General features: G+C 68.4%; 27 protein-coding genes, 1 tRNA gene and 1 pseudogene. 13 read left to right on the top strand and 16 right to left on the bottom strand.

Going from position 1 to position 26,459, the window contains the following annotated elements:
- Positions 1–5: 5 nt before the first annotated feature.
- Both ACZ5BU_RS24900 and ACZ5BU_RS24895 read right to left on the bottom strand, forming a co-directional pair.
- Positions 6–1,245, bottom strand: a pseudogene (locus ACZ5BU_RS24900) (IS701 family transposase).
- An 86-nt stretch (positions 1,246–1,331) separates the two neighbouring features.
- Positions 1,332–1,802 (bottom strand): hypothetical protein, encoded by a 471-nt coding sequence (locus ACZ5BU_RS24895; RefSeq protein ID WP_465702569.1) that lies wholly within the window; start codon positions 1,800–1,802, stop codon positions 1,332–1,334.
- Positions 1,803–1,911: 109 nt separating this feature from the next.
- Here ACZ5BU_RS24895 and ACZ5BU_RS24890 point away from each other — a divergent pair, with 109 nt between their 5' ends.
- On the top strand, positions 1,912–2,175 hold the full coding sequence (locus ACZ5BU_RS24890; RefSeq protein ID WP_465702567.1) for a hypothetical protein: 264 nt from the start codon (positions 1,912–1,914) through the stop codon (positions 2,173–2,175).
- 26 nt (positions 2,176–2,201) lie between these two features.
- A complete protein-coding gene (locus ACZ5BU_RS24885) occupies positions 2,202–2,555 on the top strand; it encodes a hypothetical protein (protein ID WP_465702566.1) in 354 nt (117 codons plus the stop codon).
- Between the two features lie 24 nt (positions 2,556–2,579).
- On the opposite strand, the gene ACZ5BU_RS24880 is transcribed toward ACZ5BU_RS24885, so the two are convergent.
- Positions 2,580–3,230: a hypothetical protein gene (locus ACZ5BU_RS24880; RefSeq protein WP_465702564.1), complete on the bottom strand. Its 651-nt coding sequence runs from the start codon at positions 3,228–3,230 to the stop codon at positions 2,580–2,582.
- A gap of 193 nt (positions 3,231–3,423) precedes the next feature.
- Here ACZ5BU_RS24880 and ACZ5BU_RS24875 point away from each other — a divergent pair, with 193 nt between their 5' ends.
- On the top strand, positions 3,424–4,044 hold the full coding sequence (locus tag ACZ5BU_RS24875) for a hypothetical protein (RefSeq protein WP_465702562.1): 621 nt from the start codon (positions 3,424–3,426) through the stop codon (positions 4,042–4,044).
- A 133-nt stretch (positions 4,045–4,177) separates the two neighbouring features.
- Positions 4,178–4,516 carry a hypothetical protein gene (locus tag ACZ5BU_RS24870; RefSeq protein ID WP_465702560.1) on the top strand — a complete coding sequence of 113 codons (339 nt, stop codon included), beginning with the start codon at positions 4,178–4,180 and terminating at the stop codon, positions 4,514–4,516.
- Positions 4,517–4,526: 10 nt separating this feature from the next.
- Here ACZ5BU_RS24870 and ACZ5BU_RS24865 read toward each other — a convergent pair whose 3' ends face one another.
- Positions 4,527–5,198: a TetR/AcrR family transcriptional regulator gene (locus tag ACZ5BU_RS24865; protein ID WP_465702558.1), complete on the bottom strand. Its 672-nt coding sequence runs from the start codon at positions 5,196–5,198 to the stop codon at positions 4,527–4,529.
- A gap of 80 nt (positions 5,199–5,278) precedes the next feature.
- Here ACZ5BU_RS24865 and ACZ5BU_RS24860 point away from each other — a divergent pair, with 80 nt between their 5' ends.
- Both ACZ5BU_RS24860 and ACZ5BU_RS24855 read left to right on the top strand, forming a co-directional pair.
- On the top strand, positions 5,279–6,277 hold the full coding sequence (locus ACZ5BU_RS24860) for an MBL fold metallo-hydrolase (RefSeq protein WP_465702556.1): 999 nt from the start codon (positions 5,279–5,281) through the stop codon (positions 6,275–6,277).
- Positions 6,278–6,291: 14 nt separating this feature from the next.
- The gene (locus tag ACZ5BU_RS24855) at positions 6,292–6,558 is read left to right on the top strand and encodes a hypothetical protein (protein WP_465702554.1); all 267 of its coding nucleotides are present in this window, start codon (positions 6,292–6,294) and stop codon (positions 6,556–6,558) included.
- A 71-nt stretch (positions 6,559–6,629) separates the two neighbouring features.
- Here the strand turns inward: ACZ5BU_RS24855 and ACZ5BU_RS24850 are convergent, their stop codons facing one another.
- The 3 genes from ACZ5BU_RS24850 to selD all read right to left on the bottom strand — a co-directional run bounded on the left by ACZ5BU_RS24850 (position 6,630) and on the right by selD (position 8,607).
- Entirely contained in the window at positions 6,630–6,992 is a 363-nt protein-coding gene (locus ACZ5BU_RS24850) for a hypothetical protein (protein ID WP_465702553.1), read from the bottom strand.
- A gap of 81 nt (positions 6,993–7,073) precedes the next feature.
- Positions 7,074–7,478, bottom strand: a complete 405-nt coding sequence (locus ACZ5BU_RS24845) for a hypothetical protein (protein ID WP_465702551.1) — start codon at positions 7,476–7,478, stop codon at positions 7,074–7,076.
- Between the two features lie 127 nt (positions 7,479–7,605).
- A complete protein-coding gene (selD, locus tag ACZ5BU_RS24840; RefSeq protein ID WP_465702549.1) occupies positions 7,606–8,607 on the bottom strand; it encodes a selenide, water dikinase SelD in 1,002 nt (333 codons plus the stop codon).
- A 133-nt stretch (positions 8,608–8,740) separates the two neighbouring features.
- On the opposite strand from selD, the gene ACZ5BU_RS24835 reads away from it, so the two are divergent.
- The 4 genes from ACZ5BU_RS24835 to ACZ5BU_RS24820 all read left to right on the top strand — a co-directional run bounded on the left by ACZ5BU_RS24835 (position 8,741) and on the right by ACZ5BU_RS24820 (position 13,322).
- Positions 8,741–8,837 (top strand) — tRNA-Sec (locus ACZ5BU_RS24835).
- Between the two features lie 51 nt (positions 8,838–8,888).
- Positions 8,889–10,187 carry an L-seryl-tRNA(Sec) selenium transferase gene (gene selA / locus ACZ5BU_RS24830; protein ID WP_465702547.1) on the top strand — a complete coding sequence of 433 codons (1,299 nt, stop codon included), beginning with the start codon at positions 8,889–8,891 and terminating at the stop codon, positions 10,185–10,187.
- 1 nt (position 10,188) lies between these two features.
- The gene (gene selB, locus ACZ5BU_RS24825) at positions 10,189–11,970 is read left to right on the top strand and encodes a selenocysteine-specific translation elongation factor (protein WP_465702546.1); all 1,782 of its coding nucleotides are present in this window, start codon (positions 10,189–10,191) and stop codon (positions 11,968–11,970) included.
- On the top strand, positions 11,970–13,322 hold the full coding sequence (locus ACZ5BU_RS24820) for an alpha/beta fold hydrolase (RefSeq protein ID WP_465702544.1): 1,353 nt from the start codon (positions 11,970–11,972) through the stop codon (positions 13,320–13,322). The genes selB and ACZ5BU_RS24820 overlap by 1 nt, the downstream gene beginning before the upstream one ends.
- 12 nt (positions 13,323–13,334) lie before the next feature.
- Here the strand turns inward: ACZ5BU_RS24820 and hrpB are convergent, their stop codons facing one another.
- The 4 genes from hrpB to ACZ5BU_RS24800 all read right to left on the bottom strand — a co-directional run bounded on the left by hrpB (position 13,335) and on the right by ACZ5BU_RS24800 (position 20,142).
- Positions 13,335–15,833, bottom strand: coding sequence for an ATP-dependent helicase HrpB (gene hrpB, locus ACZ5BU_RS24815; RefSeq protein WP_465702542.1), 2,499 nt, complete (start codon positions 15,831–15,833; stop codon positions 13,335–13,337).
- Positions 15,834–15,885: 52 nt separating this feature from the next.
- Positions 15,886–17,259: a M1 family metallopeptidase gene (locus ACZ5BU_RS24810; protein WP_465702541.1), complete on the bottom strand. Its 1,374-nt coding sequence runs from the start codon at positions 17,257–17,259 to the stop codon at positions 15,886–15,888.
- A 157-nt stretch (positions 17,260–17,416) separates the two neighbouring features.
- Positions 17,417–19,069, bottom strand: a complete 1,653-nt coding sequence (locus ACZ5BU_RS24805; protein WP_465702539.1) for a hypothetical protein — start codon at positions 19,067–19,069, stop codon at positions 17,417–17,419.
- Between the two features lie 161 nt (positions 19,070–19,230).
- Entirely contained in the window at positions 19,231–20,142 is a 912-nt protein-coding gene (locus ACZ5BU_RS24800) for a LysR family transcriptional regulator (protein WP_465702537.1), read from the bottom strand.
- Here ACZ5BU_RS24800 and ACZ5BU_RS24795 point away from each other — a divergent pair.
- Both ACZ5BU_RS24795 and ACZ5BU_RS24790 read left to right on the top strand, forming a co-directional pair.
- Positions 20,063–20,482, top strand: a complete 420-nt coding sequence (locus ACZ5BU_RS24795; protein ID WP_465702683.1) for an ester cyclase — start codon at positions 20,063–20,065, stop codon at positions 20,480–20,482. The genes ACZ5BU_RS24800 and ACZ5BU_RS24795 overlap by 80 nt on opposite strands.
- 55 nt (positions 20,483–20,537) lie before the next feature.
- Positions 20,538–21,146, top strand: coding sequence for a TetR/AcrR family transcriptional regulator (locus ACZ5BU_RS24790; protein WP_465702535.1), 609 nt, complete (start codon positions 20,538–20,540; stop codon positions 21,144–21,146).
- A 94-nt stretch (positions 21,147–21,240) separates the two neighbouring features.
- Here the strand turns inward: ACZ5BU_RS24790 and ACZ5BU_RS24785 are convergent, their stop codons facing one another.
- The 5 genes from ACZ5BU_RS24785 to ACZ5BU_RS24765 all read right to left on the bottom strand — a co-directional run bounded on the left by ACZ5BU_RS24785 (position 21,241) and on the right by ACZ5BU_RS24765 (position 25,830).
- On the bottom strand, positions 21,241–22,677 hold the full coding sequence (locus tag ACZ5BU_RS24785) for a dihydrolipoyl dehydrogenase family protein (protein ID WP_465702534.1): 1,437 nt from the start codon (positions 22,675–22,677) through the stop codon (positions 21,241–21,243).
- Position 22,678: 1 nt separating this feature from the next.
- Positions 22,679–23,236 carry a hypothetical protein gene (locus ACZ5BU_RS24780; RefSeq protein WP_465702532.1) on the bottom strand — a complete coding sequence of 186 codons (558 nt, stop codon included), beginning with the start codon at positions 23,234–23,236 and terminating at the stop codon, positions 22,679–22,681.
- Between the two features lie 163 nt (positions 23,237–23,399).
- Positions 23,400–23,834, bottom strand: a complete 435-nt coding sequence (locus tag ACZ5BU_RS24775; RefSeq protein ID WP_465702682.1) for a ribonuclease H family protein — start codon at positions 23,832–23,834, stop codon at positions 23,400–23,402.
- Positions 23,835–23,888: 54 nt separating this feature from the next.
- Positions 23,889–24,860 carry an L-threonylcarbamoyladenylate synthase gene (locus ACZ5BU_RS24770; protein ID WP_465702531.1) on the bottom strand — a complete coding sequence of 324 codons (972 nt, stop codon included), beginning with the start codon at positions 24,858–24,860 and terminating at the stop codon, positions 23,889–23,891.
- A gap of 31 nt (positions 24,861–24,891) precedes the next feature.
- Positions 24,892–25,830, bottom strand: coding sequence for an NADP-dependent oxidoreductase (locus tag ACZ5BU_RS24765; protein WP_465702530.1), 939 nt, complete (start codon positions 25,828–25,830; stop codon positions 24,892–24,894).
- 113 nt (positions 25,831–25,943) lie between these two features.
- On the opposite strand from ACZ5BU_RS24765, the gene ACZ5BU_RS24760 reads away from it, so the two are divergent.
- On the top strand, positions 25,944–26,456 hold the full coding sequence (locus ACZ5BU_RS24760; protein WP_465702528.1) for a MarR family winged helix-turn-helix transcriptional regulator: 513 nt from the start codon (positions 25,944–25,946) through the stop codon (positions 26,454–26,456).
- Positions 26,457–26,459: the final 3 nt, after the last annotated feature.

Genomic DNA, 26,459 nt, shown 5'->3' with positions numbered 1-26,459 from the left:
CATCTTCATGGCTGGATGGCCGCCTGCCGACGGTAGTAGCACTGGCATGCGCGAGCTTGGTGCTGGCGTCGCCATTGTGACCAGCGAAGGCGGTGTGCGAGGTCGTGGACGGGGCTGATCAGTGCGGCGAACAGGTGCTGGATCTCGTTGCCGGTCAAGGGGATCAGGCGGTCAGGGGTGGGGCGATCACGGCGTTCGGTGGCAGCGGTGACGGCGAGGAAGGCGTGGGCGAGCATCGCGAGGGTGACCCAACGGTGCCAGGAAGTCCAGCGGCGGACCTGGTGCTCATCCAGACCGGTCAGGCCCTTGCTTGCCTGGAACGTCTCCTCGATCGTCCAGCGCCGTCCGGCCACCCGTACCAACTCGGACATTGCCACTGGACTCGGTGAGAAGCAGCGATAGAAGGCGAGTTCACCAGTACGTCGGTTGCGGCGGACCAGCAGGCACGAGCGGCCGGGCCGACCGGTGGGGCCGTGAATATCGATCTGTGCCCAGTCGTAGTACCGCTCGCCCTTCGCGCCCGCTCCCGCCGACAGCCGTTGCCAGGCCCGCTTCGGGACTCGCGCGGCCAGGGTCTTCGCCTGGAACTTCCCTCCGCGTGATGACGGGGTGGGTACTGGAGACGGCGAGGACATAGCCGGTCTGACGGTGTTCCAGGGCGGTCCGCAGGTGCGGGTTGTCACCGTAGACCTCGTCGCCCGCGATCCAGCGAGCGGGGGTTCCCGCGTCCAGGGCGCGCTCGACCATTCGGGCGGCAAGTTGGGGCTTGGTGGCGAAGGCCAGATTGTCGGGGATACCCGCGCTCCGGCAGCGGTCCGGGTCTTCCGTCCATGAGCGCGGCACATACAGGGCTCGGTCGATGGCGGCGTGTCCGTGGGTAGCGGAGTACACGAGATAGACGGCGACCTGGGCGTTCTCGATGCGGCCGGCCGTGCCCGTGTACTGGCGCTGGACGCCGACGGTCGCCATGCCCTTCTTCAGATCGCCCGTCTCGTCCACCACGAGCACGGCCTCGGTGTCGTGCAGGTTCTCAACCACGTAGGCGCGTATGTCGTCGCGGATCGCGTCGGCGTCCCATCTCGCCCTATGAAGCAGGTGCTGCATGCCATCCGGAGTGGCGTCGCCCGCGTGCTCGGCCAGGGTCCAACAGTTCTTCCGCGGCAGGTCCGACAGCAGCCCGGAGACCAACCGCCGCACCCGACGGCGCGGCTCAACTCGGGCGTACCGACCCGCGATCCGGCTCATCAAGCCCTCGAATGCCTCCTGCCAGTAGGCAGGCACTACGCTGACGTCCGAGGTCGCCGCGCGATCATTGGTTGTCCACACAACACCTAATGATCAACGGCGGCCTCACCTACTTGGCGCCACCGGAACCAGTAGTCCAGGCCGTCGACCCGATAGCGGTCCCCGGCGTCGAACCGCAGCTCGCCCACCAATCGCCTCGGGCCGTGCGGCGCCTGCCGGTACGGCACCAGCAGCAGGTCCAGCTCGTCGTAGCGGGCATCGATCCCGCCCTGGCCCGGATGGGTCTCCGGCCCCACCATCCCTGCCTCATAGCCCTCGTTCCACCTGGCGAAGATCGCCCACTGCTCGCGCTCCAGCTGCACCGCCGTGTTGCTCGCGGGCCAGACGCTGTACTCGTCCACCTCGTCGGCGGCATCCCAATCGTTGCACTGGAAGTAGTGAGGCTTGCCCTCGACGTCGGCCAGACCGGCACGCGGCCCGTCATGCCACTCCAACTCGGCATACACACGCTCGAAGCCGTCCGCGATCAGCTGCACTTCGTCCCAGGTCTCAGCCACACGCGCAGGCTACCGGCGAGCGATCTTGACATCCATGGTCACGATCTACGGCTGGAGTACTAGGAGTCATCGGTAGGGACGGGCCGGGACAAGCCGGATTGTGCGCTGGGTGCTTGCGAGCCCGTGCGCCACCGCGACCAGGGTCGACACGGTCGTCGGCTTCCGGGTCCTGCAAGGCCTCGGCTGCGGCATGCTCATGGCCATGGCCGTCCTCGGCGTACCGATGCCACTCCGCCCGATCCTCGGCCGCTGGCTGATCCAGGTCGCGAGCTGGCACTGGATCTTCCTGATCAATGCGCCGCTCGGCGCCATCGCGCTGATCTGGGTCTGTTCGCCCGGAAGGACCCCGCGGAGTGCGCTCTCATTGGCGTGACATGTAGGCAGGCTACTCTTGATGTTATGGGTGTTCTCGGAGTCGTGACTGCGGTTGCCGACGTACCGTTCGAGCAGGTGCGGCCGTTCCTCACTGCGGAGCACTGCGCGCGGATCCTCGGAGTCGACGGGTCGGGTGCGGCCGGCGTGAGCGTCGACGCGGACCCGGCGACCCCCTCTCTCGGGATGCACGGTCAGTTCTGGTACCGCGGTGACTACACCTTCGACCCGCATCCCACCGGGACCGCCATCACCTACCGGATCACGAACATCTCCGGCTTCCCGGACGGGATCATCCAGCTGTGGCAACGTGCAGTACTCAAGCGGCAGCAGCAAGACATCGAGACGTTCGCCGCGGCGCTGCCCGAGCGCCTCGGCTGATCCGGCGCAGGCGGATCGGCTCGCTCAGTTGTACGTCGTCACGGCGAACGAGGCACCGTCGTTCCCGTCGTCCCTCGTCAACTTCAAGAGCGAGTAGTGCTTCTCGTTGGTATAGATGCACAAGAACGTTCCGAGCGGCTTGCTCTGCAGACTCACGAAGTACGTTCCGTAGCCTGACGAGGTTTGACAGCTGGGCCTCTTCGTGCCGCTGACGAAGCCTTGTGCGCCGCGTTCCAGGAACAGTCCCCCGCCCTGCCACCTGACGTCGGCGGACGCCCCTTGGGGAAGGGAGACTACTCGCCACGTCGCGTCGCTCGGCGGGCTGTCGAGGTCGGCCGCGGAGTTGAACGCCAGGTCGAGCTGCCCGGCGTGCATGACCTCCGGCGCGGCGCCGGACGAGGCGCTGGTGGTCGGGGACGACGAGTCGGTGCCGGTGGGAGAGGTACTGCCCGGTGCCGTGACCGTGGTCGTGATGGTCGTGACCGTCTCGGGGGCAGTGGGCTTGTTCCCCAGGACCCTGTCGCCGACTCCCCGGTTTCCGGCGACCAGGCCGGCGAGCAGGCTGGCAAGCGCGGTGACGATCGCGGCGACGACTCCGAGCCAACCACTGATCCATGCGGACTTGACGGTGGCGCTATCGGAGGTCGCAGTGTTCGGGTGATCGGCTGGGTCCACGGAGAGTAGAAGCCGCCAGTACGCAGAAATACAAACGTTGAGAATCGATCGATTCTCAACCCCGCCCTGAGGCTGAGCCAGACACGCCGTGCGCCGAGTGTCGTAGAGCGTGTCGCCGGGGTGAGGAGTACTCCGGGGTACCGGAAGGTTGAGCGCACCGTCGCGGTCGGGGTGCGCTTGGCAGGGAGTCGCCATGTTGCGTCGGCGAGACACGGTCCACCGAGACAGACGGTCCGAGCAGGTCGGGCTGGATGAGCTGTTCTGGCCCGGCGTGAGCACGGTCGACGACAGCGACGCGGACATCCCGCAGGACGCCGACGCCGACGCCGACGAGGACGAGGACGAGCATGAGCCGGGAGCAACGTTCGGTGTCGCGTTCTTCGGATGGCTGGTGGCCAGCGGTACGTCGGTACTCCTGATGGCGCTGGTCGGCGCTGTCTGCGTGTGGATCGGCTGGGACAGGCTCCAGGACTGGGCGAGCGGCTGGTTGTTCGTCGGCCTGTGGACTCTTCTCGTTGTGTCGTTGGGCATCGGTGCCTACTCAGGCGGGTACGCCGGCGGGCGGATGGTGCCGGCGCACGGCGCCCAGCAAGGCCTCGAGGTCTGGTTCTTCAGTTGGTGCGCGGCCGCCGTCCTGGCCGGACTGGGTTACCTGGCCGTCCGGCACCAGGAACTCGTGGCGAACATCGACTGGCCGGCGCTACCCGTCACCGAGACCGATCGGACGCGGGCGGCGCTGATCGCGGTCGCGGCGGTCCTGCTCGTCACACTGATCGGAGCGGTACTCGGCGGTGCCTCCGGCAACAAGAAGTAACTCACACCTCGCGGGAACCGGCGCCGTGGCGCGATGTTCGCAGCCGTCAGAGTCTCGAATGCGTCCCGCCGGCAGGCGGATCTATGATCGGTCCCGCGCCGGATCACGAGCTCCCCGAGAGGCAGGAACCGCCATGACCGAACCCTTGCCGGCAACCGCGGTGGTCCGGGTCGGACGGGTCACCTTCGACCCGAGCCTGTACGACGCAGTCCTCGTTGCGGACAAGGAGACCTCGGAGTACCTGATCCCGGCGATCAAGCAACTGCCGGGACTCATCCACTGGTACTCAGGGGTCTCCCCCGAAGGCTCGCTCTCGCAGGTGAGCATCTGGGACTCCGAGGAGCACGCGGCGCAGATGGACCACCTGGCCGAGATGAGGGTCAGAGCGCGCGAGGACTTCCGAGCAGTAGGCGTGACGTTCACAGCAGAGACCGCGACGTACACCAACTACCCGATCACCTGGACCATCTGACCCGCACTACTCAGCCGACGTTGCGATCCGGGCCGGTAGCCGGCGTTGTCAAGGCTTTCGCGAACAGGTCGGCGTGCCGGGTTACTCGCAGGCGCGCGGTACGGCGTTGCTCGGGGGTGGCGTCGGCGTGCAGCGACAACAGCCGGGCATGCGCGATCGGTGACAGCAGTGCGTACGCCAGATCCTCCGGCGACCCGAGGTCGTTACGAATCCGCCCCTCGTCGATCCATCGAGCGAACACCGCGGCCAAGCCGTCGATCGCCCGCTCGATGCCTTCCGCGAGTTCGTGCTCGTGGATCTTGCCGTCCCGGACGACGAGGCTGATGAGTTGCCTCGCGTCCGGCGTGTCCCAACCGGCCAGGAGGCGGTCCGCGAACGCGTGTACGAACTCGGCGGGATCGGCCTTCACCGGCGCCTCCTCGAGCGCCACGAGCGCTACCCGCGGCCCGGCCGCAGCTGTCGCCGCCTCGTAGATCGCCTGCTTGTTCGAGAAGTGCGCGTACAGGACGCTCTCGCTCAACCCGACCTCGCGCGCGATCGCCCTGATCGAGGTACCCGAGAAGCCGTGGCGCGCGAACAACCGCAGCGCGGCCTGGACGAGAAGCGCCTTGGTATCCCCCGCCTCCGCCTTCGGCGGGCGCCCAGGGCCGCGCCTGGGCCGGTCGCCGGATGTCGTGGTCACCACCGTATCCAATCACGCCTTGATAAATAATCGATCGATCTATTAGATAGAAGTATCACCGACCTGACAAGGAGTGACCGATGTCCGACCAGACGCTTCCGGCCCGCGAGCTCGCCGAACGCCCCGACGGCTACCAGGGCCCGAACCTGTCCCCGAACGGCCTCGCCCTGATGCCACAGCCCCTTGCCGACGGCGTGTACGCGCTGATGGCGAACATCCCGCCCAAGGACAACAACGGCCTGATCGCCGGCCGCGACGCCGCCCTCGTCGTCGACGCCGGCATCACCCCGAAGGTCTCGGCCGCGATTCAGGCGCTCGCCGGCGAACTGGTCGACCAGCCGCTGCGATACCTGGTCAACACGACGTACCACGGCGACCACACCTTCGGGAACCTTGCCTTCCCCGCCGAGGTCGTGATCGTGTCGTCGCGGGTCAACAAGGAGCACATGGCCGATCTGGCCTACGAGAAGCGGATCCGCGCCGGCAACATGTACGGCGACGAGGGCCTGCTCGACGCGGTGGACCACTGGCGCACACCGGAGATCGTCTTCGACTCGTTCGCCGAAATCGATCTCGGCGGCCGCTTGGTACAACTCTGGCACTTCGGCCCCGGCAACGGCCCCGGCGACACGATCGTGTACGTACCCGATACGCGCATCGCCTGGACCGGGAACTTCCTCTGCCACGCGAACATCGCCCACATGCTCCTGCAGGGCGGACCCGAGCCCTACGTCGGCTCCCTGCGCCGGATGAAGGAAGCCCTCCCCGAGCTGCGAACCATCGTGCCGGGGCACGGACCGATGGGCGACGGCCACGCCGCCATCGACACGCTCGTCACCTACCTGGAACGGCTCCACGAAGAGGTCGACGCCTCCGTGACGGCAGGCCGCACGCTGGCGGAGACCGAGGCCGCCTGTACCGATCCGTGGGCGGGCGACCTGGATCCGGCACTCGTGGAGGCGCTGTCCCAGTACCAGGTCCCGAGAGAACGAGCCGTCAACGGCATGCTCGAGCTGTGCCGCAACCTGCACCGGCTGAACATCCTCGCGACGTACCGACTCTACGAGCCTGCCCGCTGACGACGGATAGGGAGATGGACGAGACCGAACTGGAGGAGCGCCTACGGGCTGCCCGCGCCGCGGTCCTCGAGGAGCCGGACACCACGGCATGGTTCGCGATCCGTCTCGGACCGACCAGCTTCGCGGTGGTCGATGCGTTTCCGCACGACGAGGGCCGGCAGTTCCATCTCGAGGCAGGCCAGATCCGGGTCGGTCAGCAATCGATGCAGGAGTTGCTCGCCGAACCGCCGTCGTTCACCTTCACCGACATCATCGCGGCAAAGCTCCCCGCCACCGACTGACTCGGCGGGCGGGCGATCCTGGACCGCCCGCTGCCGCCTTCATCGTGCACCCAGGCGAGACGAGGTCAGCGTCAACGGTGGAAGGCGCCGTTGCGTTCGCTCCGTACCTCGGCGACAACGGTCTTCTGCCCGTGGCGGTCCGAGGTGTAGCTGAATCCGTCATCGCTCTCGACGTGGAACCAGACTGATGCAGGGCCTCGTACGACGGTCCCGCCGACGTCCTTCTCGTTGTCGTCGACGCGCTCGAGTTTGCCGCCGCCCTTCCAGGTGAGGTTCAGCGTCAAACTGCTGATCGCCACCGGAGGCTTGTGCTGCAGTGCGGAGATCGTGTCGTGGAAGTCGGGCAGGATGACGTCCGCGACCTTCATCGTCGCGCGGCCGTGCACGGTGTCGGCCCAGACGTTGTTCGGGTGCGCCCGGTTCGTCCAGAACAAGCCGCTCGCGGATATCCCGGGGTTGAAGTCGTGGATCTGTGTTGCGAAGGTGGGGTCGACCGGCCCCTCGAAGACGTCGACTCAATAGAACGTGAACGTGCCCACGCTCTGCCGGCCGTCAAGGCCGATGAACGTGCCGTCCATGAACCGAACGTCGACCTCGAAGGCGCGTGCCGCGTTGGCGCCGGTTCCCCGCCCGTCGATCACGGCGGCCGCGACCTTCCCCTTGAAATCGGTGATCGTGCTGGGCTCGCCTTCGCCGGGGAAGAAGACGTGGTAGACCTCGCCTCCCGGGGCGAGCTGGAAGCCTCCCGGAATATGGCGCGCCGCAGCAGTCGAGAGATGGTGGTTCTGCGCCGGGTGCGCGGATGCGGCAGGCGCGGCCAGCCAACCTCCACCGACCGCGGTGCCGGTCAGTCCGGCGGCGCCGAACACGAAGTGACGTCGGCCCAACCCCTGGCGCTGATGCGGCGTCTCGTCGTTCATCGCGGTTCGTGTGGCTCTAGGCAACATTCCGGCCACCCCCTCCAGCGTTTTCGACCATACGCCCGGACCTGGCCCCGCGCCACACCGTCGATGACCTCAGAATGTGTCCTGTACAAGGGGTAGCCGCTCAGCCACGCACCACCACGTCGTACGCCGTCCGCTCGACCAGCTCACCGATGACTGGGCACCCTGGAAGCTCGGCGGCGACCAGCAGGCCACCCGACGTCTGGGCATCGGCGAGCAGTAGTTGCTCAACCTCCGGTAGTGATCCGAAGTCGGTACACGACCGGACCCAGGCGAGGTTGCGGCGGGTACCACCGCTGACGTAGCCGGCAGTGGCGGACTCGCGGGCGGCGTCCAGATACGGCACGGCCGCAGCGTCGATCACCGCGGTCACGCCGCTGGCCCGTGCGAGCTTGGCGAGATGGCCGAGCAGTCCGAAGCCGGTGATGTCGGTCGCGCAGCGAGCGCCCGCGGCCAACGCCGCCTGTGCGGCCGCCTGATTGAGTGCTGTCATCGCCGCGACCGCGTCCGGGAACACCTCGCCGGTCTGCTTGTGCCGATTGTTGAGCACTCCCAACCCGAGTGGCTTGCTCAGCGACAGCGGATCCCCCGCCGCCCCCGCGTCGTTGCGCAGCAGCCGGGTGGGATCCACGAGGCCGGTGACCGCCATCCCGTACTTGGGCTCGGGGTCGTCGATGCTGTGCCCACCACCCACGTGGCAATGCGCCTCGCGGGCGACGTCGAGGCCGCCGCGCAGTACCTCTTTGGCAAGTTCGAAGGGCAGCACCTCCCGCGGCCACGCCAGCAGGTTCACACCGACCAGCGGTCGCCCGCCCATGGCGTAGACGTCCGACAGCGCATTGGCGACGGCGATCCGGCCCCAGTCGTACGGGTCATCGACGACCGGAGTGAAGAAGTCGGCGGTGGCGACGACAGCCAGGTCAGCGCTCAGCCGTACGACGGCGGCATCGTCGCCCGTCTCGAGCCCGACCAGCAGGTCGTCGTCCACCGGGCCACCGAGCAGGCCGGCGACGACCGCCTCCAGTTCGCCGGGAGGAATCTTGCAGGCGCAACCGCCACCGTGCGCGTACTGAGTCAGCCGGTAGGTGCGTTTGTCGGTGCTCATGTCCCACTCTCCCCGCCGGCGCAGCCGGTGCGCTCAGCGTAGAGCCGAGCTGCACCGCGATTGAATACCGAGGCGCCGCTGGTTTCGCGCGAGCCCTCGCTCGCCGATTCGGGTCAGCCCTATGCTGTCGAGCGGAGGCGTCAGGGTGTCTGGTGGCCCCCGCGGTCTTCAAAGCCGTTCGGGACCGAGGATCTCGGTCCGGCGGGTTCGATTCCCGTCCGCCTCCGCCACCTCGTCGCGAAGCCGATGACGAATCGGGCCGGTCGCCGTACCGTCGAGGAGTGACCGACGTACGGCGCGGGATCCCACGAGTCGACGGTCTGCTTGCGGACCCGAGGCTGGTCGACGCGCAGGAACGGCTGGGGCGGGCTCTGGTCAGGCAGGTGGTCACCGAGGTCCAGGACCGGGCGCGCCGTGGTGAGATCACCCCCGAGCAGGTGCCGGACACAGTCGTGGCAGCGCTGCCACCGCGCGCCTGCGGCGTGCGGCCGGTCGTGAATGCGACCGGGGTGCTGCTGCACACCAACCTCGGCCGGGCGCCGCTGTCCCCGGCCGCCGTCGACGCGGTTGTGGCGGCAGCGGGATGCGTCGACGTCGAGTTCGACCTGGACACCGGCCGGCGGGCTCGGCGTGGGCGCCAACTTCTGGACGCTCTCCTGGCGGCCGTGCCCGTGGCCGAGGCTGCGCACGTGGTCAACAACAACGCCGCCGCGCTGGCGCTCGCTGCGACGGTGCTGGCGGCAGGCCGGGACATCGTGCTGAGCCGAGGCGAGATGGTGGAGATCGGTGACGGGTTCCGCATCCCCGACCTGCTCACGTCCACCGGGGCGCGCCTGCGCGAGGTCGGAACCACCAACCGCACCACGCTGCGTGACTACGCCGAGGCTCTCGGACCGCGGACCGGTTTCGTCTTGAAGGTGCACCCGTCGAACTTCGTGGTGACAGGTTTCACCGCCGGGGTCTCGGTGCGAGACCTCGCCGCCCTGGACGCACCCCTCGTGGTCGACATCGGCTCCGGGCTGCTCTGCCCCGACACATCGCTGCCCGCCGAGCCTGACGCCGCGACGACGCTCGCCGACGGGGCCACCCTGGTCACCGCCAGCGGAGACAAGCTACTCGGCGGACCGCAATGCGGCCTCCTGCTCGGCGATCGCACATACGTCGAGCGGCTCCGTCGCCATCCGCTCGCCCGGGCGATGCGCGTCGACAAGCTCACCCTCGCCGCGCTGGAAGCCACCCTGCGCGGACCGACGCCACCGACCTCGCGCATGCTGCACGCGGACGCCGAGGAACTGCAGGCACGCGCGACGTCAATGCTGGCCCTCCTGACATCGCTCGACCTCGACGTACAACAGGTGCCGAGCCAGGCCAGTACCGGGGGTGGCGGGGCGCCCGGGCTGATTCTCACCAGTACGGCGCTCAGCCTGCCCGCCGAGTACGCACAGGCACTCCGCACCAACGACCCCGCCGTCGTCGGGCGAATCCACGCCGGGCGACTGCTGCTCGACCTGCGCAGCGTCCCACCCGAACTGGATCACCTGCTGTACGACGCGATCGTCCGCGTCGCCGGACAGGTATGACATGCACGTCATCGCGACCGCCGGACACGTCGACCATGGCAAGTCCACGCTGCTCCGCGCCCTGACGGGGATGGAACCCGATCGATGGGCCGAGGAGCGCCGGCGCGGCATGACCAACGATCTCGGCTTCGCCTGGACGACTCTGGGGCCAGGGGCAACTGTTGCGTTCGTCGACGTACCCGGCCATGAGCGATTCATCGGCAACATGCTCGCCGGCATCGGGCCCGCGCCGGCCGTTATGTTCGTCGTCGCCGCGGACGAAGGCTGGATGCCCCAATCTGCCGAGCACCTTGCCGCGCTCGATGCGCTCGGGGTCAGCCACGGGATCCTGGTGATCAGTCGCTGCGACCTCAGCGAGCCCGCATCGGCATTGGCCGGCGCTCGTCAGGAGTTCGGCAGCACGTCGCTGGGCGGGATCGAGTCGGTCTGCGTCAGCGCCACCACCGGGACGGGCATGGACGACCTCCGCGCCGCGCTGTCGCGCCTGGTCGCGACCCTGCCGCCGCCCGAGCCAGACAGCGCGGTGCGGCTCTGGGTGGACCGCGCGTTCACGATCCGGGGTGCCGGCACCGTGGTGACCGGCACCCTGACCGCAGGAGCCATCTCCACCGGAGAGAGCTTCACGATCGCGCCCGGAGGCCATCGTGTGCGCCTGCGCGGCATCGAATCGCTGAAAGCGCCCGCGTCCTCGGTGCATGCAGTGGCTCGAGTCGCGGTCAACCTGCGCAACCTTCCGGTGAGTCAGGTACGACGTGGCAGCGCGCTGCTCACACCGGACGCGTGGGACCCGACCACCTTGCTCGACGTACGGTCCTCCGAACAGCTACCGGCGCAAGTCCTCGTTCACATCGGATCCGCGGCCGTACCCGCCCGGGTGCGACCCTTCGACGCGGACCTGGCCCGGCTGACGCTCGCGACGCCACTGCCGCTGCGGATCGGGGACCGGCTGCTGCTGCGCGACCCGGGCAGCAGACGAATCATCGGCGCCACCGTGCTCGACGTACGACCTCCGGAGCTTGTTCGCCGCGGTTCCGGTGCGCTCCGGCGTACCGAGCTGACAGCGATGACAGGTCGACCGGACGCAGTCTCCGAGTTGCGCCGAAGGCGCCTCGTCACAGTTGCCGACCTACGCCGGATGGGCTGCCCGGCCCCGTCCGGAATCGCCCCGGTTGCGGGCGATTGGCTGCTCGACCCCGCGTACCGAGACCTCCTGAGAGCACGGCTCGCCACCGACGTCGAGACCTATCTGACTGCCCACCCGCTGGAACCCGGTCTGCCGGTCGAGGCGGCCCGCCGGCTGCTCGGCCTGCCCGACCGCCGGCTCGTCGAGGCTCTCGTGACGCCGCCCCTCGTCGCCAACGCCGGACGGGTGTTGCCGAACGCGAACAGAGACACCCTTCCCCGGGATGTGGCCGTAGCGGTCGAGACGCTCCGCGCCGACCTGGCCAGGTCCCCGTTTGCCGCACCCGACACCGGACGGCTGGCGGCCCTCGGCCTGACCCCGGCGAAGCTCGCTGCCGCGGTCCGCAGTGGATCACTCCTCCAGATCGGCGACGGCGTCTACCTCGCCCCCGAGTCCGTCGACCTCGCCGTCCAACGACTCGCCGAGCTCCCCCAGCCGTTCACCGTCAGCGACGCACGGACGGCGCTCGCCACCAGCCGTCGCGTCGCCGTGCCGCTCCTCCAGTTGCTCGACCGTGCGAACCTGACCCGCCGGGTCGACAACGTACATCGTCTTGTCGCCGACCGACCCCGGACGGATCAGCCTCTGGGAGCGAGTTGATGGGCATCGACGAGACGTTGGCCCGCGTCCAGGCCGAACTGAGCAGACTGGAACCTACCGCGGCTGCGGCGGCAGCAGGCGAGCCGATGACGTATCTCGTCGATATCCGGCCGGAGTCTCAGCGGCGTCGCGACGGCGAGCTGCCGGGCGGAATCGTCGTCGAACGCAACCAGTTGGAGTGGCGCCTGGATCCCCGCAACGACGCGCGGATCCCCGAGGCAGCCGACCGGGACGTTCGCTGGATCATCATCTGCCAGAGCGGCTTCTCGTCCAGCCTCGCCGCGCACTCCCTGCGTCAGATCGGTCTTGTCCGCAGCACCGACATGATCGGCGGATTCGACGCGTGGCTCGCGGCCGGCTTGCCGGTCCTCCACCCGGCCACCCCGCAGCGACCTCGCGGCCCCGGCGAAGGCACGGCCAGCACGTCCCGAATCACTGAGGTTCTGCCCACCCAGCCGTATCGTCATGGTGTGAGCGTGGACGAGGTGCTGGCCGCTCACCGCGGCCGCGGTCGGGAGTTCGCCGCGGCTGGGGTGCGCAGCTTCGTACTGGACGAGGGACCGTCAGACGCGGAAGCGGTCGTCTGTCTGCACGGCGTACCGGCTTCGTCCTTCGTCTATCGTGCGGTACTGCCCGAGCTGGCGCACCGCGGACTGCGCGGGATCGCCTTCGACCTTCCTGGCCTCGGGCTGGCGGCACGGCCGGACGACTTCGACTACTCCTGGACGGGCCTGGGGCGATGGGCGACGGCGGCGCTCGACGCGCTCGGGCTGGACCGGGTACACCTCGTGGTCCATGACATCGGCGGGCCCGTCGGGTTCGAGATCGCAGCTGCGGCACCTGACCGCATCCGCTCATTGCTGCTGCTGAACACCATCGTTGCCGTCGACACCTTCCGCCGGCCGTGGGTGATGGAACCCTTCGCACATCGTCCACTCGGGCGGGCCTGGCTCACAGCAGCCCGGGTACCGGTCGTGTTCCGCACGCTGATGCGGACGATCGGCGTCGGTCCGAGCGTGCCGGCCGCCGAGCTCGACGCGCACCTGCGCCTACTTCTGGGCGATGACTCAGGGCAGGCGTTCCTGCGGATCATGCGCTCGTTCGAGCGAACCACCGGGAAGAGGCGCCAATACGAAACCGTTGTCGGCTCCGGTACGTATCCGGTGGGACTGTTGTGGGGCAGCAAAGACCCAGCCCTCCCGCTGCGCACCTATGGCGTGCAGGCACGCCTCGCCGCGCGGCTCGACGACATCCCGAGTGTGCCCGGAAAGCATTTCCTCCAGGAGGACTTCCCGGAAGAGATCGCCGCCGCTGTCGCGGCTTTGGCACAACGCGCCGATAGCGCATACTGACCGCCGCTCGGTTCATTTGCGGGGTTTTGGGCGCTTGGTCGGGGTGGCGGTGAGTGGGTCTTCCGGCCATGCATGGCGGGGATAACGGGCTCGCAGGTCTGCGCGGACCTGGGGATAGCCCTGCTTCCAGAATGAGGCGAGGTCGCTCGTGATCGCGACCGGGCGCCGTGCAGGCGACAGTAGGTGCAGAACGACTGGGACACGGCCGTCTGCGACGGCCGGAGTGGCAGTCCAGCCGAAAACTTCCTGCAGCTTCACTGCGAGGACCGGCGGCTCGACGCCGTCGTACGCGAGTCGCACGTGTGAGCCTGATGGGACCTGGAGCCGTTCCGGCGCGAGTTCGTCGAACCGGGTTGCGGCCGGCCATGGCAGTAGTCGCCGGAGCGCGGAAGTCACGTCGATCTGGGCAACATCGCGTACCGAGGTGAGCTCGGGACCAAGCCATTCGTCGAGACCGGCCAGCAAGGCTTTGTCGTCGACCGCGGGCCACGGGGCTCCGAGGTGGGCGTGACAGAACGCGAGGCGCTGCCGCAAGGCGAGAGCAGCCTCCGACCAACGCAGTACGGACAGACCGCTCCGCCGGATACCGTCACGGACGGCCGCTTGGACGAGCAGTGGATCGGGCTTTGCCAGCGGGACGTCGTTGAGCACGATCGCGCCGAGTGTCTCCACGCGCCGCGTCACTATCCGGCCGTCGTCCCAGCGGATCTGGTCGGTGGTCGAGACGAGCTCGCCGGCGACGTCTCGCGCGGTCTGTTCATCGATCGGCGCCGCGGAACGGATCCTGGCGTCGGCGCGACCGGGTGCCCGGTCGGCAACCGCGATCGCCAGCCAGGGCGTGGTCCGCAACGGCGACTGCGGATCCAGGGTGGCCCCCGTACCACCGGACATCTGGTACGTCGCCGAGCCGGCTCCCCGGACCCGTGCGATCCGATCCGGATACGCCAGCCCCACCACGATCCCCACGGCCAGGTCGTCCGATACGACATCCGTTGGCCTTCCCAACGAGTCAGGTGAGCCTCGGCCGAGGCGCTTTGTTTCTTCTCGCCAGCGGGCCGAAGCTCCGCGATCGACGCCGCGGCGCAGGGCTCGCCAGCGAGCCGGTAGATCGTCGCCGAAGTCCCGGCCGGAGTCGTCCGAGAGCATCGCGACGATCTCCCGGGCCCGGTCGGCGCCGATTCGCGGCGTCGCGTCCAACAGCGCACGAGCCAATCGGGGATGCGCCCCGATCGCCGCCATCCGCCGTCCCCGTTCGGTGATCCGGCCGCTGTCGTCGACGGCATCGAGGCGGCGAAGCAATTCGGTGGCCGCGGTCATCGCCACGGCCGGCGGCGCCTCCAGCAAGGTCAAACCGTCGCCGGCGGGCGTACCCCACGCCGCGAGGTCGAGAGCGAACGCTGCCAGATCGGCGGTCGCGATCTCCGGCGCCGGATGATCGTCGAGATGCAGGTGATCGATGGCAGACCAGCACCGATAGACCCGGCCAGGTGCCTCCCGCCCGGCGCGACCCGCTCGCTGGTCGGCCGACGATCTCGACACCCGGCAGGTGACCAACGTACCGAGGCCACGGGACTGATCGGTCCGCGGCTCCCGGGCAAGCCCCGCGTCGACCACAACCCTGATCCCCGGCACAGTCAGCGAACTCTCCGCGACCGACGTCGTGACCACGATCCGGCGAGTGGCGGTCGCGGCCAGCGCGCGGTCCTGTTCAACCCGCGACTGGCGACCGAACAACGGCAGGACATTCTGACCGGCCAACCTGCGAGTCACGCCGTTGATCTCCGCCTCCCCCGGGACGAACACGAGGATGTCGCCGTCGTTCTCGGTCCAGGCACGCTCGACGACGGCCGCGACGTGATCCAGCAGGCGCGGGTCGACCCGCCCACCAGGAAGCAGCGGTACGGGCACCGGTGGTGGGGCCCATTCGACGGCCACGTCGAACAGCGCAGCAGACGCGGTGATCACGGACGCCGGAACGTCAGTGCCCAGTGCGTGACTCAGCCTGACCGTGTCCGGCGTGGCCGAGGTCGCAACGATCGCCAGGTCCTCCCGAAGGTTCGCCCGGATGTCGACGCAGAACGCCAGCAGCAGATCGGCATCCAGGTGCCGCTCATGGCATTCGTCGATGACAATCGCCGACACGCCGGGCAGCTCCGGGTTCTGCTGCAGACGCCGTACGAGGAGCCCGGTCGTCACCACCTCGACACGTAGTCCTTGTCCGCCGCTGCGTTCACCGCGCATCGCGTAGCCGATCCGTTGCCCGAGAGGCTCGCCGACCAGCATCGCCAGCCGGGCCGCAGCCGCGCGGGTTGCCAGCCTTCGCGGCTCGGCCACGATGATCGTCCCGCCGAGGGCGTCGCCCAACGCAAGCGGCAGCAGCGAGGTCTTTCCCGATCCGGGCGGCGCAACCAGTACGGCAGTACCGCGCGAACGCACCGCTTCGACCGTGGTGGGCAAAACCGCCCGGACCGGCAGATCAGCCCCTGGCACCGACGACTCAGGCAGCAACACGCCCCGACGCTATCCGACCACTACAGCAGGCCGAGCCGCGACGTCCGGATCGTCAGAGAGCCGGCTTGCCTGGCTGGTAGAGCCAGGTGTGGAAGAACGCGTCGAGGTCGCGGTGGGTCAGTCGCTCGACGAACCGGATGAAGGTCTGCGTCGAGACGTTGCCGTACCGGTAGGTCGCCGGCCACTGTTCGAGCACCTGGAAGAACGCGCGGTCGCCGATCTTCAGGCGGAGCGCCTGCAACGTCATCGCGCCGCGGTTGTAGACCAGGTCGTCGAAGATGTGATCCCGTCCGGGGTCGGCCACCTTGCCGGACCAGTCCTTCTCATCGGCGTAGGTCTCCGCGAAGCTCTGCTGCACCGGGATGCCGTTGAACTTCTCCTGGTAGAGCCACTCCGAGTAGGTGGCGAAGCCTTCGTTCAGCCAGATGTCCGACCAGTGCACCGGAGTGAGGCTGTCACCGAACCACTGGTGGCCGAGTTCGTGGGCGAGCAGATCGCCGCTGACCTTGCTGGTGCGCTGGTCGTACACCGGTCGGCCCTGCGTCTCCAGGGCGTAGTGGACGCCGACGTCGGCGAGGATGCCACCGGTCGAGCCGAACGGGTAGCGCCCGTACATCGACGACTCCCACTGAACGATCTGTGCCGTGGTCTGGTTGAACAGCTTGTCCTGCCCGGGTTTCGTGTCGATCGACTGGCCGATCGCAGTGATGTCCGGCAGGCCGGCAGTCACGCTGCGAGTGACGTTGTACTTCCCGATCGCCAGCATGGCCAGCTCGCTGGCCATCGGCTGGTTCATCTGCCAGCGAAAGGTGGTCCGGCCGTTGTGCTTGGTGGTCGGTCCGGGTTCGCCGTTGGCCAGGACGGTCAGTCCGGTCGGCACGGTAATCGTCTGGGTGTACGTCGCCTTGTCGTCGGTGGTGTCGTTCACCGGGTAGTAGGTCGCCGCGCCGATGGGCTGGTTGAGTGCGACCGCGCCGTCCTTGGTGGCGACCCAGCCGGAAACGCCCAGCGCCGGGTCGTCGATCTTCTGCGGGATGCCTGCATAGGTCACCGAGACGAGGAACGTGCTCCCCCGCCACAGGCCGTGCCGTGGAGTGATCACCAACTCCTGCGCACCGCTGCGGGCGAACGACGCCTCGCGCCCGTTGACAGAGAGCTTGCTGATCTTCAGCGGTCCCTGGAAATCCAGGTCGAACCGGGAGAGATTCTGCGTGGCTCTGGCAAGGATCGTCGTGGTCGCGTTGATCGCCTTGGTTTTGGGATCGAACGCCAGCTTGATGTCGTAGTGACTGACGTCGTAGCCGCCGTTGCCCATGTCAGGGAAGTACGGATCCCCGGCGCCTGGTGCGCCAGGGGTGAACAGCGACGCTCGTCCGGGCGCGGCATTCGCGGTCAGGCCCGGTGCGGCGACCAGTCCAAGAGCCACTGCGCAGATCATCAACAGGTAACCGCGGCGACGGCGGAAATGTCCCACAATTTCTCCTTAGCAGGCTCTCAACGACTGGCAGGGCATACGGTAGCGCCCCCGGCGACGATCGCCGCCGGGGGCGCATACCTTCAGCTTCGACTCGAAGCGAGATCTCTCAGTGGTTGGCCGGGAGGATTTCCCAGGTGATGTTGTCACCGTGCTGCGCGGTCCAGAACAAGCGCCAGCCGTGGCGGAACGGAGTGGGCGGCTTCGCGCCGAGGATTCCGTTCGCGGACGGGTCACCGTCGGACATGTGGATCCCGGTGATCTCGTTGTCGCCGTCGTTCTGGAAGCCGGTCATGCCCGAGAACCCGGAATCGAGGGTGGCCGACGGGTCGCGCCCCTCGGCGAGGAACCGGACCGGCTGGGCGCCGTGGGCGTAATCGGCCCGTAGGTCGAACAGGTAGCCCGAATCCAGTAGTCCGCGCTGGGTGTGCAGGGTGTCGCCGGCGTCCTCTACGTACGCGACGTGATTGGTGTCGACGAAGGTCACGTTGTCGAGGCCGGTGTGCGCCTTGTCGCCGTTGTAGACCAGGGACAGCTTGCCGGAGTCGGCCGTCGGGTCGGTCTGGGTGACCTTCAGGACGGCCCCCCAGCCGCCGTAGCCGTTGTTCGCGGAGCTGTCGGCGTTGGTGTCGCCGGTCTCCTCGAAGAAGAACTCGCGGAAGTTCGTACCCGGCCGGAACTGGCCGTTCTCCGGACGCTTGAACGGCGTCGCCTTGGCGGCCTTCGCCAGCGCGTTGGCGTCGAACGCTACGCCGGACGTGTCGGTGGCGGTGTCGTGAACGGTCACCCAGTGGGTGGTGAACGACAGCCCGTAGGTGTGCAGGTCCTTCGTGTCGTCCGTGAACGCGTTACCGGTCGGATGCGTGGCGTCGATGCCCTGGAAGGCGATCGGGTCGCCGGTCCGGCGCGAGATCACCTGGAGAGCCTGCAGCTTGCCGTGCGTCAGGTCGCCCTTGCTCTTCGGCACGAACCGGAAGATGAAGCTGTTGGCCACCTTGGCCTTGTCGCCGGCAACGGTGGCGCCGCCGGCGTCCTCGGCCAGCCAGAGGTTGCCGGCCGAGTCGTTCTGGACGCCCTCGTACCCCGCCCGGCCGGTCGCCGCCGAGATGTCCTGCGTCTTCCCGTCCAGCGTGGCCTGGAAGACCCCGCCGCTCGCGCCGTTCTCAGCTGTGAACAGCAACCGGTGCGACCACGGGTCCCACGTGGAGCCGTCGAACGGCGGCAACGCTTTGCCGTCCGTCGTGGTCGTGGCCAGCAGCGTCACCCGATGCGCGGCGTCGGCGTCCAGGTTGATCCGGGTGATCAGGCCGTTGCCACCGCCCTCGTGCCCCTGGAACAGGAAATGGCTGCCGTAGTCGTACGCCGGGTCGGCGCCGTGCTGACCCTTCAGGACCAGGTACGTGTTCTTGTCCGGTTCTGTCTTCGAGGCCTCGACCTTGTGGGTCGCCGTGGGCAGGTCGCCCGGCGCGGGCATCAGCGGCCCGTCGCCCCGGTAGCCGTAGTACGGAAGATCCGCCGTACCGTTCTCGAGCCTCATCGAGCCCTGCGCGACGACCTGCTGAACCAACTGAGGTGACAGGACGTTCGGGACCGTCGTGCCGGCCGTCTTCGCGTTCGCCGGGACCGAGGTCAGGCCGGCCGCGGACGTACCACTTCCGGACCCACGGTCCGCCTGCGCTCCGGACGCGACGGCACCGGTGACAGCTACCACGCCGAAGACGGCGACGGCGCTCATGCCGGCAATTGATCTGCTCGAACTCATCTAGCCCCTCCCAAGTAACCTGACAATGCACAACGGCGCCATTGGATCCCGGCCGTAGCGCCGCGTCAGGTGCTTGGACATGACATCTCGGTGTACATAACCCTAAAAGTCACCAGGCTTTTGACCGTGTGTCACCGGGCGGTCACCCCCAATACCGCCGCCTACCGGCCAAGCTCTTCCGACAGGGCCTGGATCATGGCGGTCGCCGCTGGGCTCGGTCGCTTGTTGGTGACAGCCCAGGCAGTACGGCGCAGCGCGCCAGGGTCGCGTACTGGCACCCACCGGACGCCGCGTGGCAGCGACTCGGCGGCCACCCCTGGGACCAGCGCGATTCCCATCCCGGCGGCGACGAGGCCGAGGCGCGTCGGCCAGTCACGTACCGCGAAGGAGACCTTCGGGTCGGCGATCCCGGGCCACGCGCCGAACTCCGGTCCGTCGCCGGTCCGGGCGCCGACCACCCACTTCTGGTCGACGAGGTCGGCCGGTTCGACCCACTCCCGGACCGCGAACGGATGGGACTCCGCCACGGCCACGCCCGCGCCGCGTCCAGTGCGCAGCTCGGTCCGGCTCAGGCCTGTCAGGTCGTAAGCCGGCAGGCCTTCGCCGACAGCCACGATCGCGACCTCCAGCCGCCCGCGTCGTAGGGCCGCCAACTGAGCCGGGGTCGAGCCCTCGAACAAGCGGATCCGCAAGCCGGGGTGCGCGCTCGCCAACCGTGCGATTGCCCGAGGCAACAACACTGCCGTCACGGTCGGGAAGCCGCCGACGACGAGCCGGCCGGCCAGCCGGTCACGGAGTCCGGCGAGCTCCTGGCCCGCTGCCTCGACATCGTCGATCACCTTCGCGGCGTGGCGAACCAGCACCTCCCCCGCCGCGGTCGGCCGGACACCGCGGGCATGACGTTCGAACAACGGCGTACCGGCGACCTTCTCGGTAGCCGCTACCTGTCGCGACACAGCCGACTGGGTGTAGCCGAGTCGCTCGGCCGCGGCGCTGAACGCGCGGCTGGTCCGCGCCGGAGAGCTGGAGGTCTCGGGCGAGCACCCGGAGGAAGTCGACACGTACTTCGACACCGAGAAATTCGCGTTCCACGGTCCCGACGGCTTCGACGCCGACTACGCCGGCCCGACGGAGTACTTCCGCTCACTCCGCGCCGCGTTCGCCGACCGGACGATCCGCCGCGGCATCATCGTTGCCGAAGGCGACTACATCGCCTGCCAGACCTGGATCGAAGGGACCTTCGTCCGGCCCTTCACGCACTCCCCCGTCGGCCCCCTCGAGCCGACCGGCACTCGAGTCGTGATGGACCTGATGAACATCTTCAAGTTCGACGCCACCGGCCGCCTCGTGGCGGAGTACGTTCGCACCGACAACCGCAGCTTCCTCCACCAACTCGGCGCAACCGCAGCCTGACCGCCTCGGCCGCGCTCAGCTCGTAGACCGAACGTTCCATCTCTATGATGGGACCATGACTCCAAGCGAACCCGGAACCAGGCCCTCCGAGGCACGGCTCCGCCTACTCGGTACGGCGACCAGGATCTTCTACGCGGAGGGCATCCACTCGGTCGGAGTCGATCGTGTCATCGCCGAGGCAAAGGTGACCCGCGCCACCTTCTACCGGCACTTCCCCAGCAAGGAAGACCTGGTACTCACGTACCTGCGCGAAGTTCACCGCATGGAGCGCGCCGGGGTCGAAAAGGCGATCGCCGACAACCCGTCACCAGTCGACGGGCTCCTGGCCATTGCGAACTCGATCGCTGACTCCATCCAGTCCCCCGGGTTCCGTGGATGCGCCTTCTTGAACGCCGCGGCGGAGTATCCCGCTGTCGACCAGCCCATCCACCAGGAGATCCTCGCCCATCGGCAGTGGTTCCTGGACACCCTCACCACGATGATGGCGCGGGTCCACGAGCCGACGGCGGTGCCCGCAGCCCACCACTTCGTCATGCTGCGCGACGGCGCGATGGCAGCCGGCTGCCTTTTCGACCCCGCGTTGGTGTCCGGGACCTTCCTCCGCGGGATCGAGGGACTCCTACGGGTCAACGCCGAGCGCCAGTCGACAGAATCCGCCCGCTAGTTCCACGGCGGCAAGTGTCGTCGCGCTGTTGTGCCGCGTAGCCGGGACCGGGCATCGGACACCGCCTTCACCTACCTGGAGCCAGTCGGACGAGTCAGCGGCCGTGGGCTTCGAGCAGCCTCAGCCATACCTCGCTGACGGTGGGGAAGGCCGGGACCGCGTGCCAGAGCCGGTCCAGCGGAACCTCGCCGACCACGGCGATGGTCGCCGCATGCAGCATTTCCGCGACGTCCGGGCCGACGAGGGTGAACCCGACGATCACCTGACGATCCTCGTCGACGACCATCCGGGCGTGACCGCGGTAACCCTCGGCCTGCAGGGAGGATCCAGCAGTGGCGGCCAGGTCGTAGTCGATGACCCGGATCCGCAGCCCGGCGGCCTCGGCAGCGGCTGCGGTCTGTCCGACCGACGCGACCTCCGGATCGGTGAACACCACCTGCGGCACCGCGCGCTCGTCGGCGGTGGCCGCGTGCCGGCCCCACCGGCCGTCGTCGACCTCTTCCCCCTTGGCACGCGCCACGATGACGTCACCCACGGCACGGGCCTGGTACTTGCCCTGATGCGTCAGCAGAGCGCGGTGGTTCACATCCCCGGCGGCGTAGAGCCACCCGTCGCCGATCAGCCCGCCGTCCTCCCCGACGACCCGCATCGTGCCGTCGACGAGGAGCCACGCACCCGGCGTCAGGCCGACGGTGTCCAATCCGATGTCCTGCGTGTTCGGAGTGCGGCCGATCGCAACGAGGAGCTCGTCGGCGTCGATCTGCACGCCGTCGGCCAGCGTGATGGAGACCGTCCCGTCGTCGTTGCGTTTCACGGCAGCGGCTTCGGCTCCGATGCGCACCGAAACACCCTTTTCCTGCAACGATTCCGCGACTCGCTCGCCGACGAACGGCTCCGCCAGGTGCAGGACTCCGTCACGAGCCAGCATCGTCACCGACGACCCCAGGTCGGAGAAGGCAGTCGCCATTTCCGATGCGACCACTCCGCCACCGATGATGGCGAGCCGGCCCGGAACCTCTTTCGCCGCGACCGCCTCCCGGCTGGTCCACGGTGCAGCCGCGCGCAGGCCTTCGATGTCCGGGACCAGTGCGCCGCTCCCGGTCGCGACGACGACCGCGTGCCGTGCGGTCAGCGTCGTCGTGGTTCCGTCCGTTGCGGTCACCTCGACAACCCGCTCGGAGCTGAGCCGGCCATGTCCTCGGTACAGCGGAACACCCACCGACTCGAGCCAGGACGCCTGTCCGTCGTCCTCCCAGTTCGACGCGAAGGAGTCGCGGCGGCGGAGCACCGCGGCCACGTCGAGGTCACCCGTCACCGCTTCCCGTGCGCCGGGCACCTGCCGGGCCGTACGTAACGCCGCGGCGCTCCGCAGCAAGGCTTTGGTCGGCATGCAGGCCCAGTAGGAACATTCACCTCCGACCAGTTCACGCTCGACGACGGCGGCGCTCAGACCACCCTGTACGACTCGGTCGGCGACGTTCTCCCCGACCGGCCCAGCGCCGATGACGACGACGTCGTAAGGGGCGGTCATGTCAGTTCCCCTTGGCTGCGCGGCCGAGGCGGATCGCCGAGACAAGGAAGAAGATGCCGCCGAGAACTGCGTACCCGCCGACGTTGGTCAGCGCCGGGTTCGATGCGGAGGCGGCCCCGACGAACGATCCGCCGGCCAGCACGGACAGGCCGCCGCTGAGAATCATCGGCCACTGACCACCCAGCTTGCGGCGGCCGACGGCCACGACCAACTGGATCAGCCCGGCGACGATCGCCCACGCACCCCAGACCCGCAGGACCGCAGGCACACCGGAAGCGCCGGCGATCGCCAGGCCGACGGTGGCGAGCAGGCTGATCGCGATGTTCACGTACAGGCCACGAGCCGACCCGGTGGCACCGGACGAACGAGCGTCCACGACGGCCGCAGCGACGTCGAACAGGGGGTATACGACGACCAGAACGACGGCGAGGGGCCCGAGATGCGTTTTGGTGGTGAACAGCAGGACGGCCCAGACGATGGCGAACGCGAACCTCACGAAGTACAGCCGGCGCAGCGCCGACGCGACTCCTCCGGCGGTGGTTGAGTCAACGGTGGTCACGAGGATCCTCTCGAGGGTTTGAAAGCCGACGCGGCTCGATAAGTAGACTGAACGTTCCATCTACAGCATCGTGCTCTGGCCGGACCCTGTCAAGACAGAACGTTCTACCCCGCTCGAGGCCTACAGCCAGTCCCTGTCGAACCAAGGACCGCTCGCCGGGGTGCTACGGGCTCGAGCAAGCGGCGACGGCCAGGCTGTCGACGAAGTCGTTCATCTCGTGACCGGAATGGCCCTTCACCCACTGGAACGCGACGTCCCCGCGCTCGATCACCAACGCCACCAACGGTTCCCAGAGGTCCCTGTTGGCCACCGGCTTCTTCGCCGACGTGAGCCAGCCGCGTTCGAGCCAACCCGCGTGCCACCGGTCGCGGAAGCAGTTGACGACGTACGTCGAATCCGAGACCACCAGCAACGGACCGTCGTTCGCCTGGACCGCCTCGAGCGCGGCCCGGATCTCCATCCGCTGATTCGTCGAGACAGCCTCGTGACCGGCCGCGTACTCCGTTTTCGACAACGCCCACGCCCATCCTCCGGGCCCGGGGTTACCGGAGCACGCACCGTCGGTGAACACCGACCGCGCACCAACAGGCACTGTCATATCGGGCGGCCGGAGGCGGCGCGGGCGAACGGTAGGCATCGGCGAAACCCCTGACTAGGCGCGTGGGCCTGCGGCGCGGTGGAGGCGGTTGGAGATGGCTAGGCCGAGGCCTTCGTTGGTGGGTAGAGAGGCGACGATGAGGTCGCAGCCCCGCTCGTCGAGTTCGCGTAGGAAACCGTAGAGACGGCGCGCATATGCCTCGGGTGAATCCGGTACGTGGACGACGGCGTGCACCTTGACGGGACGGTTCGCGATGGATGCAGGAAGGAAGACGCCTACGCGGTGCCCTAGCTCCTGCATGCGCTCGGCCTCGAGGACGACCTCGTCCGGATCGACGAGTACCACTCTCGCCCGCGGTGCGTAGTGCGACGGGTGTTGTCCCGGTACGCGGACGTGACTCGTCGAGGGAACGCCGACAGGACCTCCGAGTACGGCCTCCAGGTCCTCGCGGCTCACTCCACCCGGCCGCAGGATGCTCAGGTGATCACCCGTGACGTCGACGATGGTCGACTCGACGCCAACCGTGCACGGTCCGCCGTCGAGCACGAAGTCGACAGCATCACCGAGCTCGAGCCGTACGTGCTCCGCGGTCGTCGGGCTGACCGATCCGAAGCGGTTCGCCGACGGCGCCGCCACACCGCCACCGAACGCCGACAGAAGTTGGAGCGCGACCGGGTGGTCGGGGACGCGAACAGCCACGGTCTCGAGACCACCCGTCACCTCGAGAGGTACGCGTGCACCCCGGCGAAGTACCAGCGTGAGCGGACCTGGCCAGAAGGTCTGCGCCAGCAGGCGAGCAGGCGCCGGCACCTCCGCGACCCAGTCGTCGAGCGCCTCCGCACCACCGAGGTGGACGATCAGCGGATGGCTGGGCGGGCGTCCCTTGACCTCGAAGATCCGCGCGACGGCGGCAGTGTCCTCGACGTTCGCCGCAAGGCCGTACACCGTCTCGGTCGGAAGGGCGACCAGTCCGCCGGCACGCAGTACGCCGACCGCCTTTTCGATCTCGGCAACACCTACAGTCACCCTCGCAATCTACTGCCCCACCGCGATGAGGTCAGATGGCGGGCGGGATGGCGACGACCTTGCCGTGGATCTGTCCGGCGTCGGCCTGCTGGTGGATGGCGGGCAGTTCGCTCAGCGGTACGCGCTGGGCGATCTCGACGTGGAGGTCGCCGCTGTCGATGAGAGCGACGAGCTGCGAGAGCACGGCGGCGTCGGGGTGGACGAAGATGGTGACGGCGCGTACGTTGCGCTTCTCGTCGCCGGGCGTCGGTACGGTCGGCGTCGTCGAGACGACCACTCCGCCGTCGCGGACCAGTCCCACCAGGTCGGTGAACCCGTCAGGCGTGATCGGGGCGAGGTTGAGGAGTACGTCGACCGGCTCGGTCACCGCGTCCAGCAGTGAAGTCGTCGTGTGATCGATGATCTCGTCCGCGCCCGCCGACTTGACGATCCCGGTACTGCGCGGGCTCGCGGTGGCGACGACGTACGCGCCGGCACGCTTCGCCAACTGGACGGCGTATCCGCCCACGGGACCACCAGCACCGTTGATCAGCACCCGCTGACCCGCCGTCAGCCCGCCCGCTTCGAACAGCGCCTGCGAGGCGGTGAGCCCGACCGACGGCAGCCCGGCGGCGTCGGCGAGCGCGATCCGGGTCGGCGCCTTCACCAAGGCGCTGGCCGGCGCGACGACGTACTGCGCGGCTGAGCCGTCGGCGTCCATCGGGATGAATCCGACGACGTTCTCCCCCACGGTCAGGCCTTCCACTCCGTCGCCGACCGCGTCGATGGTGCCCGAAACGTCGTAGCCCGGAACATGCGGCAGCGTCACCGGGATCGGCAGAAAACCGCCGCGGAGGCCGCCGTCGGCGGGGTTGAACGCCGACCCGGCGACCTGGATGCGCACCTCACCGGCGCCGGGAACGGGCTGGTCGGCGTCCTCGTACCGCAGAACCTCCGGGCCGCCCGTCTGGTGGAACCGTACTGCCTTCATGATGTCTTCCCTTCGAGGATGTTGCTTCGGATTCGAAGCAACTGTCTTCACTTTAGCAGTGCTTCGAATTCGCAGCAAGTAGTTCGAGTTAGAAGCACTGATACGCTCCGCTCATGACGCCGTCCCTGAATGCCACGCAACTCGGCGCGTACTTCGCGCTGATCGAGGCGAGCAGCCTGCTCAAGCACGCCGTCGAGCAGCAGTTGCAGGACGTCGGAGAGCTCAGCTACGTGCAGTTCCAGCTGCTGGCCACCCTCGGCGACTCCCCGACCGGCAGCCGGCGGATGACCGATCTGGCCGACGGCGTCGTCTACAGCCGTAGCGGACTGACGTACCAGGCCCAGACCCTCGAGAAGCGCGGTCTGGTGAGCCGCACACCGTCGACGGACGACGAGCGGAGCATCACCGTCACCATCACCGAGGAAGGACGTGCCGTACTCGCGGCCGTCTTCCCCGGGCACATCGGCATCCTCGACGACCTACTGTTCGCCCCACTGTCCCGCGACGACATCGAAACGCTCGCCGACATCCTCGGCCGCGCGCGAGACCACATGCGCCGGACACCGCCACGATCGGCCCAACCGCGCCGCCGCAAGAAGCCGCCCGCGCCGGACCAAGCTCAATAGCCG

Source organism: Kribbella sp. NPDC031520 (assembly GCF_055580825.1).
The sequence above is the reverse complement of the archived record's forward strand: the minus strand, read 5'-3'. Positions and strand labels throughout refer to the sequence as shown.

Excerpts from the sequence above, each read along its gene's own strand:
- ACZ5BU_RS24765 (WP_465702530.1), bottom strand. The coding sequence starts at position 25,830 with ATGAAGGCAGTACGGTTCCACCAGACGGGCGGCCCGGAGGTTCTGCGG.
- selB (WP_465702546.1), top strand. The coding sequence starts at position 10,189 with ATGCACGTCATCGCGACCGCCGGACACGTCGACCATGGCAAGTCCACG.
- ACZ5BU_RS24790 (WP_465702535.1), top strand. The coding sequence starts at position 20,538 with ATGACTCCAAGCGAACCCGGAACCAGGCCCTCCGAGGCACGGCTCCGC.
- ACZ5BU_RS24875 (WP_465702562.1), top strand. The coding sequence starts at position 3,424 with ATGTTGCGTCGGCGAGACACGGTCCACCGAGACAGACGGTCCGAGCAG.
- ACZ5BU_RS24775 (WP_465702682.1), bottom strand. The coding sequence starts at position 23,834 with ATGACAGTGCCTGTTGGTGCGCGGTCGGTGTTCACCGACGGTGCGTGC.
- ACZ5BU_RS24760 (WP_465702528.1), top strand. The coding sequence starts at position 25,944 with ATGACGCCGTCCCTGAATGCCACGCAACTCGGCGCGTACTTCGCGCTG.
- ACZ5BU_RS24870 (WP_465702560.1), top strand. The coding sequence starts at position 4,178 with ATGACCGAACCCTTGCCGGCAACCGCGGTGGTCCGGGTCGGACGGGTC.
- selD (WP_465702549.1), bottom strand. The coding sequence starts at position 8,607 with ATGAGCACCGACAAACGCACCTACCGGCTGACTCAGTACGCGCACGGT.
- ACZ5BU_RS24885 (WP_465702566.1), top strand. The coding sequence starts at position 2,202 with ATGGGTGTTCTCGGAGTCGTGACTGCGGTTGCCGACGTACCGTTCGAG.
- ACZ5BU_RS24805 (WP_465702539.1), bottom strand. The coding sequence starts at position 19,069 with ATGAGTTCGAGCAGATCAATTGCCGGCATGAGCGCCGTCGCCGTCTTC.
- ACZ5BU_RS24785 (WP_465702534.1), bottom strand. The coding sequence starts at position 22,677 with ATGACCGCCCCTTACGACGTCGTCGTCATCGGCGCTGGGCCGGTCGGG.
- ACZ5BU_RS24845 (WP_465702551.1), bottom strand. The coding sequence starts at position 7,478 with ATGAACGACGAGACGCCGCATCAGCGCCAGGGGTTGGGCCGACGTCAC.
- ACZ5BU_RS24860 (WP_465702556.1), top strand. The coding sequence starts at position 5,279 with ATGTCCGACCAGACGCTTCCGGCCCGCGAGCTCGCCGAACGCCCCGAC.
- ACZ5BU_RS24820 (WP_465702544.1), top strand. The coding sequence starts at position 11,970 with ATGGGCATCGACGAGACGTTGGCCCGCGTCCAGGCCGAACTGAGCAGA.
- ACZ5BU_RS24855 (WP_465702554.1), top strand. The coding sequence starts at position 6,292 with ATGGACGAGACCGAACTGGAGGAGCGCCTACGGGCTGCCCGCGCCGCG.